Consider the following 12,503-nt stretch of genomic DNA (forward strand, 5'->3'; position numbering starts at 1 on the left):
CTCCGGCTTCACGACCACGTCCAGTCGCGCACCTCGGGCATGTCCTCGAGGTGCGCGACGACGTATTCGCCGTGCCGTTCGAGTTGCCGGAGGCAGAAGTCGGCCAGTTCGACGGCACCGGCCGGTTCTCTCCGCGTACGTCGCAATGCCTCGAGGACCAGGTGATAGCGGCTCATCCTGTTCAGCACGACCATGTCGAACGGTGTGGTCGTGGTGCCCTGTTCGCTGAAGCCGCGGACATGGAACCGGTCCGGGGCAGGGCGCCCGTGGATCAGCTCGTGGACGGCGCGCGAGTATCCGTGGAACGCGAACACCACGTCCGTGTCCGCGGTGAACAGGTCCAGGAACATCCGTGCGTCGAATCCGTGCGGGTGCTCGGTGGGTGTGAGCAACCCCATGAGGTCGACGATGTTGATCACCCGGGTGACCAGGTCCGGCGTGTGTTCGCGCAGCAACTGCGCCGCGGCGAGGATCTCCTGGGTCGGTACGTCCCCGGCGGCCGCGAGCACGACGTCCGGGTCGGCGCCCGCCGCGGCCTCCGTCCCCGCCCACTCCCACACCGAGGCCCCGGCGGCGCAGTGCGCGTGGGCGTCCTCGAGGGTCAGGTACTGCAGGTGCGGCTGCTTGTCGACGACGATGAGATTGACGTGGTCGGTGCTGCGGAGACAGTGGTCGGAGATGGACAGCAGGGTGTTCGAGTCGGGTGGCAGCCAGATCCGGACGACGTCCGGCGCCAGCGGGATGACGGCGTCGATCATGCCCGGCCCCTGATGACTGAAACCGTTGTGATCGTTGCGCCAGCAGGTGCTGGTCAGCAGGACGTTCAGCGACGCCACCGGCGCCCGCCACGGCAGGTCCACCGCATGCTGCAGCCACTTCGTGTGCTGGACGAGCATCGACACGCTCACCATCGCGAACGCCTCGTAGCTGGCGAACAGCCCGTGCCGCCCCGACAGCAGATACCCCTCGAGCCATCCCTCGCAGAGGTGCTCGCTGAGCACTTCCATCACCCGGCCGCGGGCCGACAGCCCGTCGTCGTAGTCGGTGACCGGCAGCTGCCAGCAGCGGTCGGTCACGTCGAACACGGCGCCCAACCGGTTGCTGGACGTTTCGTCCGGGCAGAACAGCCGGAAGTATCCACCGCCGTCGGGTGTGGTGGTGGCGGCGTACAGGTCGCGGAGCAGTTCCCCGAGCACCCGGGTGGTCTCGTGGTGGGTGGTGCCGGGTTTCTCGATGGCGAGCGCGTACTTCTCCAGCGGCGGCACGGGAAGATCCGCACGCAGGCGGCCGCCGTTCGCGTACGGCGACGAACCCATCCGCTTGTCACCCTGCGGCGCCAGTCGCTCGAGGTCCGGGACGAGTGCGCCGGCAGAGTCGAACAGTTCGCCCGGGCCGTACGACCGCATCCACTCCTCCAGCTGACGCAGGTGCGCCTCGTTGGTCCGCACGCCCGACAGCGGAACCTGATGGGCTCGGTGGGTGCCCTCGACGAGCACGCCGTCGACTGTGCGCGGACCGGTCCAGCCCTTCGGGGTCCGCAGGACGATCGCCGGCCACTTCGCGGCGCCACGCCGGCCGGCCCGTGCCTCCCGCTGTAGGTCGGAGGTCGCGGTGTGCGCTTCGGTGAGGGCTCGATGCAGCGCCGGGAAGACCTGCCGCGGGTCGTCGCCGGAGACGACGGTCGGCGCCCACCCCTGACCGCCGAGGAACGCCTCGACGTCTGCGTCGCTGCTGCGGCCGTAGACGGTCGGCCCGGCGATCTTCGCTCCGTTGACGTGCAGGATCGGCAGCACCGCTCCGTCGCGTTCCGGGTTGAGGAAGGCGGGGAGTTTCCACGAACCGGACAGGGGCCCCGTCTCGGCCTCACCATCTCCGATCACGCATGCCACCAACAGATTCGGGTGATCGAACGCCGCCCCGGCGGCATGCGCGAGAGCGTAGCCGAGCTCGCCGCCCTCGTGGATGCTGCCCGGCGTCTGCACACTGACGTGACTCGGGATGCCACCCGGCGTCGAGAACTGCCGGCACAGCCGGTGGATACCCGCGGCATCGCGGGACACGCCCGGATACACCTCCGAGTACGTCCCCTCCAGGTACGTGGCGGCGACGAGCGCGGGACCACCGTGCCCGGGACCCGTCACATAGAGACAGTCGGTGTCGGTCCGGCGGATGAGACGGTTCAGCAGGGCGTAGATCATCGACAGACCCGGGCTGGTCCCCCAGTGCCCGAGCAGCCGGGGTTTGATGTGTTCGGGGCGCAGCGGCTCCCGCAGAAGCGTGTTGTCCTGCAGGTAGATCTGCGCGACCGTCAGGTAGTTGGCCGCCGCCCACCACCGCAGGTCCAGCTCGAGGTCGGAATCGGAATAGTGCCCGTCGGAGTCCTTCGACCCCACCTGCCGTCCATCGGTCATCCTCGACCCCTCCCCGAGAGTTCGCGAGCGTCCACGTCCTCCCGACACTAGGCGTGTTCGGGCCGCTACCGGGGCGAGTCCACGAAGAAGGGGGACCGATTTGGTCGATCCCACTACCCATGCGCTACCATTGGCCAGCCCAATCGGCACACCGGTTTTCCGGTGCGCCCCCGTAGCTCAGGGGATAGAGCGTTCGCCTCCGGAGCGAAAGGTCGCAGGTTCGAATCCTGCCGGGGGCACCACGAGAAACTGCGTCGCCTGTCGCGGCGCAGCCTTTCTCTCTGGTGCTACCAGTCTTCCCCGAGTGATCTCCTCGGGCTTTGTCGAGAGCTGCAGCCGCGCCGGCAGATGCCGCGCCCATCGATCGAACGCTGGCCTCCTCCAATGCGGGTTCCGCGGCAACAACTCTCTGCCGAAGACTCTCTCCGGCAGTGTCGACCAAGGGACACCCCTGTGCAGCAACACCGCTCTCATCCACTCACCCTCGGCGTCGTCGCGCGTTCGAGTAAGCCCGACGAACGCCGGCTCCCGATCCATCCGCTCCACTTCGACCGGATCGACCCCGATCTCCGTGGCCGCATCCATCTCGAGTACGGCTACGGCGAGCCGTTCGGTGTCTCCGACGAGCAGCTGGCCCTGTCGGTGGGCGGTCTGCGCACCCGGGAGCAGCTGATCGAGCAGTCCGACGTCCTGCTGCTGCCCAAACCTCTCGCGAAGGATCTGGCGGATCTGCGTGACGGCCAGATCCTGTGGGGGTGGCCGCACTGCGTCCAGGACACGGAGCTCACCCAGGTGGCCGTCGATCGCCACCTCACGTTGATCGCGTTCGAGGCCATGAACCACTGGAGCGTCGAGGGGTCGTTCCAGCTGCATGTCTTCCACAAGAACAACGAGCTCGCCGGATACAGCTCGGTGTTGCACGCCCTGTCGATCGCGGGTTCGACCGGCGACTACGGCCGCCGCCTCCGCGCCGTGGTCCTCGGCTTCGGTGCCACCGCCCGCGGCGCCGTGACCGCGCTGAACGCCCTGGGCATCCACGACGTCCACGTCGTCACGCAGCGCGGGGTCACCGCGGTGAGCTCCCCGATCCACTCCGCGGAGATCGTGCAGTTCGATCACGACGACGCCGATCCGCGCCGCAGCCACGTCACGACGGACGAGGGCCGGGTGCCGCTGGCCGGGTTCCTCGCCCGGCACGACATCATCGTCAACTGCGTCCTGCAGGACACGGAATCGCCGCTGACATTCCTGATCGACTCGGACGTCGAGACCCTCCTGCCCGGCAGCCTCGTCGTCGACGTGTCCTGCGACGAGGGAATGGGCTTCAGCTGGGCCCGGCCCACGTCGTTCGCCGATCCGACGTTCATGATCGGCGAGAACGTCCGCTACTACGCGGTCGATCACAGCCCGTCCTACTTGTGGAATTCGGCGACCTGGGAGATCAGCGAGGCCCTGCTCCCCCATCTGGGGACGGTCCTCGACGGACCCGCCGCCTGGGACCGCAGCGACACGATCCGGCGGGCCGTGGAGATCCGCGACGGAGTCGTGCAGAACCCCCGGATCCTGTCGTTCCAGCACCGCGCGGCGGACTACCCGCACCCGGTCGTCGCCTGATTGACGGAACGAACGGGACGCTCGTTCGATCTGACGGAACGAGCGTCCCGTTCGTCCGGGACGGTGGCGGGTTCAGGCCGGGGTGCTGCGGCGCATTTCGCGTCGGAGGATCTTCCCGCTGGCCGTCTTGGGTAGATCGTCGACGATCACGACCCGCCTCGGGGCCTTGTAGCTGGCCAGCCGCTCCCGGCAGTAGTCGACGAGGTCGTCCGTCTCGACCGTCTGCCCGGGCCGGAGGCTGACGAACGCGGCGACGGTCTCGCCGCGGTAGCTGTCCGGCTCGCCGACGACGGCGGCCTCCCGGACCGCCGGGTGCCGGTACAGCACGTCCTCGACCTCGCGGGGCCAGACCTTGAACCCGGACGCGTTGATCATGTCCTTCTTGCGATCGACGACGTACACCCAGCCCTGGGCGTCCATGAATCCCACGTCGCCGGTGAGCAACCTGCCGCCGGGCAGCGACTGTGCCGTGGCGTCCGGCTTGTTCCAGTAGGCGGGCACGACCATCGGCCCGTCGACGGCGATCTCCCCGACCTCGAGGGCGTCCAGGTCGTGCCCGTCCTCGCCGACGATCCGGATCACGGCGGAGGGAAGGGGCAGGCCGATCGCCAGCGTGCCCGACGACGGGTCGACCGGCGCCTCCAGGTTCGGCGGGACGACGACGCACGGCGCGCTGGTCTCGGTGAGCCCGTAGCCGTTGCGGATGTACTTTCCGGTCAGCTCCCGGAACCGTTCGACGATGGCGGGGGGCAGCGGGGCGCCACCGGACATCACGGCCTCCAGCGAGGCGAAGCGCTCACCGGAGAAGTCGGGGTGGGCCATCAGCGCCATGTAGGCGGTGGACGGGCCGACCATGAACACCGGCCGCTCCCGTTCGAGGGCGTCGAGCACGACCCCTGCGTCGAAGCGGTACGCGAGGATCAGCGGCGATGCCAGGTCGATCGCGGTGAGCAACTGGCACACCATGCCCGTGATGTGGAACAGCGGTGCGAGCGCGAAGATCGGCGAACCGGCGGGCTTGCTCTCGTACAGGCGCAGGATGGAACCGTTGACGGTGAGATTCCGGTGGGTGTTGGTCGCTCCCTTGGGGACTCCACTCGTTCCGGACGTGTAGGACACGAGCGCGATGTCGTCGGGGACCAGACCGGGATCGGGCACGTCGGCGCCCGCGCGCGCCCGGGCCACCTCGAGCACGTCCGGCACGCCCTCGGCGCGCGCCCGGGTCACTCCCCCGAACACCCGTGCGTCGTCCGACGTCTGGATGTCGAGTTCACTCGCGGTCAGCGCGATCCGCACACCCGCGGCGGCTGCCCGCTCCGCCACCCGATCGGCCCATGCGTTCTCGCTGCACACGATCGCGGTGACTCCGGCGTCGGTGAGGATGTGGGAGAGCTCGTCCCGGTACATCGGGTTCAGCGGGACGACGACACCGCCCGCCTTCCACGTGCCGAGCAACGCCAGCACGAACTGCGGGATGTTCTGCAGGTAGATCGCGAGCCGGTTGCCCTTCGCGAACCCGTTCTCCGCGAGGTAGGCGGCCACACCGTCGCTGAGTTCGTCGACCTCGCGGTAGTCGAGGGTGCCGCCGAGGTAGCGGATGGCCGGCCCGTCCGGGGCGGATTCGACCGCGGCCGAGAACATGTCGAGCGCTGTCCGCGCGGGAATCTCCCCTACGGAACGCGTGCTCTCGTCGTACCGGTCCATCCAGGGCCTGTCGTCGTACCAGCTCATCGCCGCCGTACCGCCTCTCGCTCGTTCGGTGTCCCGACTGTCTGACGTGTTGTTCAGCGTGTTCCCGAGATCCCGCCGTCGACGGGAACGACGGTGCCGGTGAGGTAGGCCCCGGCACGCGAGGAGAGGAAGATGGCGGTGCCCGCGACATCTTCCGGTGTGCCGACCCGGCCGAGCGGCACCGATCCCTCGACCGCATCCTTGCGCTCCGGGTCGTCGAGGATGAATGCCATCATCTTGCTCGGAAACGGTCCGGGGGCAATGGCATTGACGGTGATCCGCTCGGCGGCCAGCGTCGCTGCGAGCTTGCGGGTGAGCATGTGGACCGCGGCCTTGCTCGCCCCGTACGAGAAGTTCTCGCTACCCGACACCACGAGTCCGTCGATCGATCCGATGTTGATCACCCGGGCGGGGTCATCGTCCGTCGCCGCGGCCCGCAGACTCGGCAGCAACGCCTGCGTGAGCATGAACACGCCCTTGACGTTGATGTCGAAGATCTTGTCGAAACCGGCTGCGGGGAAATCGTCGACCGGCGCACCCCACGTCGCTCCGGCGTTGTTCACCAGGACGTCCAGCCGGGGCGATACCTCGGCGACCCGCGCCACGAGGCTCTCGATCCCTTCGTCGGTGGACAGGTCGGCGGGGTGTGCGTGACACGTCCCCGGCCCGGTCGCGGACAGTTCGGCCGCGGCCTTCTCGCACGCCTCGGCCTTGCGGGCGGAGATGATCACGGTCGCCCCGGCCTCGACGAATCCCTGCGCGATCATCCGGCCGATTCCCCGCGAACCTCCGGTGACCACCACGGTCTTGCCCGCGACGTCGAACAGTGAACCCATGTCCATGTGCGTTCCCTTCAGGGTTGGAAGACGAGGCGGCCGACGGTGCTGCCGTCACCGAGCCGGCCGATGCCGTCGGCCACGTCCGCGAGCGAGAGCCGCTCGCTGATGAGCGGTTTGATCGCACCGGAGTCGGCGAGGCGGGTCAGCTCCTGGTGGCAGTCGGCGATCGCCTGCTGGTTGTACTGCTTGTACAGACCCCAGTGCAGTCCGATGATCGAGTAGTTCTTGATCAGGGCGTGATTGAGGCCGGGTGTCGGGATGGTGCCGCCTGCGAAGCCGATGATCAGGATCCGGCCTTCGAAAGCGATGCACTTGGTGGACTTCGCGTAGGCGTCGCCGCCGACCGGGTCGTAGACGACGTCCGCGCCGTGTCCGCCGGTGAATTCCTTGACCAGCGGAACGAAATCGTCGGTGTGCCGGTCGATCACCAGATCCGCCCCCAGCCGGCGGCAGTACTCGACCTTGTCGGCGCCTCCGACGACGCCGATCACCTTCGCTCCGGCAGCCTTGCCCAATTGCACTGCGGCGCTGCCCACTCCGCCCGCGGCGGCATGGACGAGCAGCGTCTCCCCCGGCTTCAGCTGGGTGCGCCGGTGCAGTGCGAACCAGCTCGTCTGGTAGCCGATGCTCAACGCCGACGCCTCGGCGTCGTCGAGCGTGGACGGGGCGGCGAACGTGTTGGCCTCGTCCATCACGGCCAGCTGGGCGAATCCGCCGCCGGGCAGGTTGGGGTTGCCGATCACCCGGTCGCCGACGGCGAAGCGGGTCACGCCGTCCCCGGCCGCCACCACTTCGCCGCACAGCTCGACTCCGGGTGTGAACGGCAGCGGCGGCTTGATCTGGTACTCGCCGCGGCACAGCAGCACGTCGGGGAAGTTCGCCGGTGCGGCGAGAACCTTCACCAGCACCTGGCCGGGGCCTGCCGTCGGGTCCGGGACCTCCTCGAGTTGCAGCGCGGTGCGCGGCTCGCCGAGTTCGTGGACACGCCATGCCTTCATGGATTGCTTCCTGACTGTCGGTGATGGAGCTCGGGTTACGCGGGCAGGTCGATCAGGTCGGCCAGGCGCGCACGGTGACGGTAGGCGGTGCCGAACGCGAGCTGATCGCTCTTTGCCCTCTTCAGATACAGGTGTGCGGGGTATTCCCACGTCATACCGATCCCGCCGTGTAATTGGACGCACTCCTCGGCGGCGTGGACGGCGACGTCGCTGCAGTACGCCTGCGCGACGGCAGCGGCGACCTCGGCGTCCGCGTCGCCCCGGGCTGCGGTGTCCGCGGCGTAGCGGGCGGCGGCGGCCGCGGAGGTGACCTCGAGCCACAGGTCGGCGAGGCGGTGCTTGATCGCCTGGAACGAGCCGACGGCGCGGCCGAACTGGGTTCGCTCCTTGACGTACGCCAGGGTCGTCTCGAAGCACCACTGCGCGAGTCCGAGTTGCTCGGAGGCGAGAAGTGCGGCACCGACGACGAGGGCCTCACGGACCGCCGCCGCGGCGTTGCCGTCGTCGATGCGGGTGGACGCGGCGGCGTCGAACACGACATCCGACAGCGGCCGGGTCATGTCGAGCGCGAGCACGGGCGTGACCGTGACGCCCGCGGTGCCGGCGGGCACCGTGTGCAGTTCGAGTCCACCGGGACCCTCCACGGGCACGATCAGGATGTCGGCCTCCGAGACGCCCGCGACACTGGTCACGGTGCCGGTCAGGGCGTCGCCCGCCCGGCGCACGGTCGGGGTGAACCGCCCCGGTGCGGTCGCGAGCCCGACCGTGAGTGCACCGGTGGTCGTCCCGTCGGCGAGTGCGCCGACCGTTCCTGTGTCTCCCGCCTTCAGCAGGGCGACCGTCGCGAGCACGGCGCTGGAAAGGTACGGGACGGGCGCGACGGCACGTCCGATCTCCTCCATGACCACTCCGGCCTCACGTGCGCCGGCGCCGGCGCCGCCCAGGTCCTCGGGGACGAGCAGGCCCGCCAGTCCGAGTTCGACGGCGAGGGATTTCCACACACCGGAGAAGTCGGCGGGTGCCCGGTCGTACGCCCCGACCACCAGTTCCGGTGGGCAGCGGTCCGCGAGGAGGCGGCGGACGGAGTCGCGCAGGGCGTCTTCCGTGTCGGAGTACAGCAGATCTGCGGTGCTCATCGGGGCAGGTCCTTCCAGGCGATGTCCTTGTCGACGCGGTGCTCCGGCGGGAGGCCGAGGACGCGTTCTGCGATGACGTTGCGCAGGATCTCGGACGTGCCGCCCTCGATCGAGTTGCCTTTCGCGCGCAGGTACCGGTAGCCGGGTTCACGGCCGGTGAAGTCGACCTTGTCGGGTCGGCGCATGGTCCAGTCGTCGTACCGCAGCCCGGCCTCGCCGTGGAGTTCGATGTCGAAACCCGAAATGGTCTGCGCGAGCCGGGCGAAGGCCAGCTTCAGGCCGGATCCCTCCGGGCCGGGTTGCCCGGCCTCGAGTTGCTGCCGCAGGCGTTCCCCGGTCAGCCGGGCGACCTCCGCTTCGACCCACAGCCGGAGCAGTTCGTCGTGCATCGCGGGGTCGCGGAGTTCGGGTTGCTCGCGCCAGGCCTGGGCCACCGGTCCGATCATGCCGCTCTCGCGGGCGGCCGCGGAACCGCCGATCGCGACGCGCTCGTTGTTGAGGGTCGCGGTGGCCACCCGCCAGCCCTGCCCCTCGTCACCGAGCCGATCGGTATCGGGAATGTGGACGTCGGTGAGGAACACTTCGTTGAACTCGGCCTCACCGGTGATCTGCCGCAACGGCCGGACGTCGATACCGGGATCGCTCATGTCGCACAGGAAGTAGGTGAGCCCGGCGTGCTTGGGCACCGTCGGATCCGTCCGGGCCACGAGGATCGCCATCTGCGCGTTCTGCGCCCCCGACGTCCACACCTTCTGCCCGTTGACCGTCCAGCCGTCACCCTCACGGACGGCTCGCGTCGCGACCGCGGCCAGGTCGGAGCCCGCCCCCGGTTCGCTGAACAACTGGCAGTAGATGTGCTCGCTGGTGAAGATCGGCCGCAGGTACTTCTGCTGCTGTTCCTCGGTGCCGAACGCGGCGATGGTCGGCGCGGCCATGCCCAATCCGATCCCGTTGCGGCCCTTCGCCGGACCGGGCGCTCCGGCGGCGGCGAGTTCGGCGTCGACCTGCGCCTGGAAGCTCTGCGGCAGACCGAGCCCGCCGCGACCCGGCGGGAAGTGGACCCACGCGAGGCCGGCGTCGAATCGGGCTCCGAGGAACCCGGCCGGGTCCGACAGGTCGTTCCGTTCGACGAGGGTCGCGACGCGATCGCCGAGCTCGCGTACGATCGCCTGTTCGTCAGTGGTCATGTTCCTCAGTCCTTCGGTCCGCCGGCCACGTAGATCACTTGCCCGGACACGAATCCGGCTCCCTCACTCGCCAGGAACGACGCCGTGTTGGCGATGTCCTCGGGCTGCCCGACGCGGTTCACCGGGATCTGCGACGCCGCCGCCTTCTTGAAGTCCTCGAAGCCGACACCCACCCGCTCGGCGGTGGCGGCGGTCATCTCGGTCTCGATGAAGCCGGGGGCGATCGCGTTCGCGGTGACACCGAACTTGCCCAGTTCTATGGCGAGTGTCTTGGTGAAGCCCTGCATGCCGGCCTTGGCGGCCGAGTAGTTGACCTGCCCGCGGTTACCGAGCGCCGAGGTGCTGGACAGGTTCACGATGCGCCCGAACCCGGCGTCGACCATGTGCTGCTGCACGGCCCGCGACATCAGGAACGCACCGCGCAGGTGCACGTTCATGACCGCGTCCCAGTCGTCGACGGTCATCTTGAACAGCAGGTTGTCGCGGGTGATTCCGGCGTTGTTGATCAGGATCGTCGGGGCACCGAGTTCGTTCGCCACCCGCTCGACTGCCGCAGTCACCGACGCCTCGTCGGCGACGTTCGCGCCCACGGCGAGTGCCCGGCCCCCGGTCGACTCGATGGCGTCGACGGTTGCCGCGCAGGCGGACTCGTCGAGGTCGAGCACGGCCACCGCATACCCGTCGCTCGCCAGTTTCTTCGCCACCGCGGCACCGATGCCCCGTGCCGCGCCGGTGACGATTGCCGTTCTCTTCATGAAGTTCTCCATCGTCGTTCGATCAGATTCCGGCCCGGGCGGCGATGTCGCACGCCTTGGCCACGAGGTCGTCGATGCGCTCGACGGTCGGGGTGCCGGCCGCCGCCTTGTTCTGCGGTTCGTCCCGTGCACGGCGCATGACACCCTCCGCGATGACCGCGACCTTCCACAAGCCGAGGACGTGCCAGAACGCCAGGGCTTGCGGGTCGCGCCCGGTTTCGTCGAGGTACACCCCGGCGATCTCCACCCGGTCCGGGAAACCGTCGAGGGTGGACGCCGGGAAGTCGCCGCCGGTGGTCTCGCCCGGCTCCGGCCAGTACGCGAGCAGGCTGCCGACGTCGGCGAGCGGGTCGCCGAGGGTGCACAACTCCCAGTCCAGGGCCGCGGTCACCTCCCCGGTCTCGTGGGACGTGATGACATTGCGCAGGTGGAAGTCGCCGTGCACCAGTGTCAGTTCCCGCTGCTCCGGGACCGAGGCGGCGAGCCGCCGTGTCAGGTCGTCGAGGGCGGGCAGCTCGCGGGTCTTCGATTTCTCCCATTGACCCGACCACCGTTTGAGCTGACGTTGCGCGTACGGCTTGTGGCTGGCCAGGTCGGTCAACCCGGTCCGGTCGAGGTCCACCGCGTGGATCTTCGCCAGCGTTCGCGGCAGCGACAGACCGATCGCCCGGCGACGTTCCGGGGTCAGGGACTCCGCGATCGACATGCGGTCGACGACCTGGCCGTCGACGAACTCCATCAGGAGCAGCGGTACCTCGGTCACCCCCGGGTCGTCGGTGAGCCCGAAGACCCGAGGGGTGGGCACCGCGGTGTCCTCGAGGGCAGAGAGGATCCGCGCCTCGCGGGCGACGTCGTGGGCCGACGCCAGCAGGTGTCCGAGGGGTGGGCGCCGGAGCACCCATCTGCCACCCGCCCGGTCCTGGACCAGGTAGGTGAGGTTCGACTGGCCGAGGCCGATCCGGTCGAAGGTCAACGGTCCGGCACTGTCGATGCCGAGCGTGCCGAACCAGCGGCCCACGGCCTCGGTGTCGATGCCGACGACGTCCACGCTAGACACCGAGCTGGGCCCCCTGCCGGAACGGGACGGCGTCGCCGAGCAGTTGACCGCCGTCGATCACCATGGTCTCGCCGGTGATCCAGCTCGCGGCGTCGGAGACGAGGAACGCGACCGCGGACGCGATGTCCTCGGGTTCGCCGATCCGCCCCATCGCCGTGGACGCCGACACGGCCTGCTCGTGTTCCTTCCAGAGCGCCTCGGCGAGCTTGGTCCGCACCACACCCGGGGCGACGGCGTTGACCCGCACCTTCGGTGAGAGTTCCAGTGCCAGTTGCTTGGTGACGTGGATCAGGGCGGCTTTGGACGCGTTGTACAGGCCGATGTTCGCCTCGAACGCCATGCCGCCGATGGAGGCGGTGTTGACCACGGCTCCGCCGTGCTCACCCATCCACGCCTTCGTGGCGAGTCCCGTCCACAGCACCGGCGCCCACAGGTTCACGTCGAAGGTCTTGGCGAATCGCGCGTGGTCCTGGTCGATGATCGGCCCGAACGAAGGGTTCGTTCCCGCATTGTTGACCAGGATGTCCAGGCTGCCGAAACGCTCGAGGGTGACGTCGACGCAGCGCCGGGCGGCCTCTTCGTCGACGGCGTGGGCGGCGACTCCGATCGCGGTGCCCCCGACCTGGGCCGCGGCGGCGTCGGCCGATTCCTGGGACCGCGAGGTGAGCACCACGTTGCCACCCGCGGCCGCGATGGCCTGGGCGACGGCCAGGCCGATGCCCCGCGAGGCGCCGGTGACGATCGCGGTGCGTCCGGTGAGGTCGAGTCCGGCCAT

At 69.2% G+C, this 12,503-nt stretch carries 10 protein-coding genes and 1 tRNA gene; 2 read left to right on the top strand and 9 right to left on the bottom strand.

Translation table 11 applies throughout. The features are described 5' to 3' along the window. Positions 1-8: 8 nt before the first annotated feature. Complete coding sequence (locus tag DTA22_RS05085) at positions 9-2,411, bottom strand: phosphoketolase family protein (RefSeq protein ID WP_112298649.1); 2,403 nt, start codon at positions 2,409-2,411, stop codon at positions 9-11. A gap of 166 nt (positions 2,412-2,577) precedes the next feature. On the opposite strand from DTA22_RS05085, the gene DTA22_RS05090 reads away from it, so the two are divergent. Beyond that, positions 2,578-2,653, top strand: a tRNA-Arg gene (locus DTA22_RS05090). A 211-nt stretch (positions 2,654-2,864) separates the two neighbouring features. Further along, positions 2,865-4,025, top strand: coding sequence for a N(5)-(carboxyethyl)ornithine synthase (locus tag DTA22_RS05095; RefSeq protein ID WP_160118492.1), 1,161 nt, complete (start codon positions 2,865-2,867; stop codon positions 4,023-4,025). 72 nt (positions 4,026-4,097) lie between these two features. Here the strand turns inward: DTA22_RS05095 and DTA22_RS05100 are convergent, their stop codons facing one another. The 8 genes from DTA22_RS05100 to DTA22_RS05135 are packed head-to-tail and all read right to left on the bottom strand — an operon-like array spanning position 4,098 to position 12,503. Continuing rightward, on the bottom strand, positions 4,098-5,756 hold the full coding sequence (locus DTA22_RS05100; RefSeq protein ID WP_112298651.1) for an AMP-binding protein: 1,659 nt from the start codon (positions 5,754-5,756) through the stop codon (positions 4,098-4,100). A 53-nt stretch (positions 5,757-5,809) separates the two neighbouring features. Beyond that, entirely contained in the window at positions 5,810-6,598 is a 789-nt protein-coding gene (locus DTA22_RS05105; RefSeq protein ID WP_112298652.1) for a RhlG family 3-oxoacyl-ACP reductase, read from the bottom strand. 11 nt (positions 6,599-6,609) lie between these two features. Then, on the bottom strand, positions 6,610-7,593 hold the full coding sequence (locus DTA22_RS05110; RefSeq protein ID WP_112298653.1) for an NADPH:quinone oxidoreductase family protein: 984 nt from the start codon (positions 7,591-7,593) through the stop codon (positions 6,610-6,612). 35 nt (positions 7,594-7,628) lie between these two features. Beyond that, positions 7,629-8,729: an acyl-CoA dehydrogenase family protein gene (locus DTA22_RS05115; RefSeq protein ID WP_112298654.1), complete on the bottom strand. Its 1,101-nt coding sequence runs from the start codon at positions 8,727-8,729 to the stop codon at positions 7,629-7,631. Continuing rightward, positions 8,726-9,916 (bottom strand): acyl-CoA dehydrogenase family protein, encoded by a 1,191-nt coding sequence (locus tag DTA22_RS05120; protein WP_112298655.1) that lies wholly within the window; start codon positions 9,914-9,916, stop codon positions 8,726-8,728. The genes DTA22_RS05115 and DTA22_RS05120 overlap by 4 nt, the downstream gene beginning before the upstream one ends. A 5-nt stretch (positions 9,917-9,921) precedes the next feature. Continuing rightward, positions 9,922-10,683, bottom strand: a complete 762-nt coding sequence (gene fabG / locus DTA22_RS05125) for a 3-oxoacyl-ACP reductase FabG (protein WP_112298656.1) — start codon at positions 10,681-10,683, stop codon at positions 9,922-9,924. Positions 10,684-10,693: 10 nt separating this feature from the next. After that, positions 10,694-11,728, bottom strand: coding sequence for a phosphotransferase family protein (locus DTA22_RS05130; protein ID WP_037238830.1), 1,035 nt, complete (start codon positions 11,726-11,728; stop codon positions 10,694-10,696). Then, the gene (locus tag DTA22_RS05135) at positions 11,721-12,503 is read right to left on the bottom strand and encodes an SDR family oxidoreductase (RefSeq protein WP_037238827.1); all 783 of its coding nucleotides are present in this window, start codon (positions 12,501-12,503) and stop codon (positions 11,721-11,723) included. The genes DTA22_RS05130 and DTA22_RS05135 overlap by 8 nt, the downstream gene beginning before the upstream one ends.

This window comes from Rhodococcus wratislaviensis, from assembly GCF_900455735.1.
Classification (GTDB): Bacteria; Actinomycetota; Actinomycetes; order Mycobacteriales; family Mycobacteriaceae; genus Rhodococcus_F; species Rhodococcus_F wratislaviensis.

Coding starts and splice junctions, on each gene's coding strand:
- DTA22_RS05120 (WP_112298655.1), bottom strand. CDS start 9,916: ATGACCACTGACGAACAGGCGATCGTACGCGAGCTCGGCGATCGCGTC.
- DTA22_RS05100 (WP_112298651.1), bottom strand. CDS start 5,756: ATGAGCTGGTACGACGACAGGCCCTGGATGGACCGGTACGACGAGAGC.
- DTA22_RS05115 (WP_112298654.1), bottom strand. CDS start 8,729: ATGAGCACCGCAGATCTGCTGTACTCCGACACGGAAGACGCCCTGCGC.
- DTA22_RS05135 (WP_037238827.1), bottom strand. CDS start 12,503: ATGGCCGGACTCGACCTCACCGGACGCACCGCGATCGTCACCGGCGCC.
- DTA22_RS05105 (WP_112298652.1), bottom strand. CDS start 6,598: ATGGACATGGGTTCACTGTTCGACGTCGCGGGCAAGACCGTGGTGGTC.
- DTA22_RS05110 (WP_112298653.1), bottom strand. CDS start 7,593: ATGAAGGCATGGCGTGTCCACGAACTCGGCGAGCCGCGCACCGCGCTG.
- DTA22_RS05085 (WP_112298649.1), bottom strand. CDS start 2,411: ATGACCGATGGACGGCAGGTGGGGTCGAAGGACTCCGACGGGCACTAT.
- fabG (WP_112298656.1), bottom strand. CDS start 10,683: ATGGAGAACTTCATGAAGAGAACGGCAATCGTCACCGGCGCGGCACGG.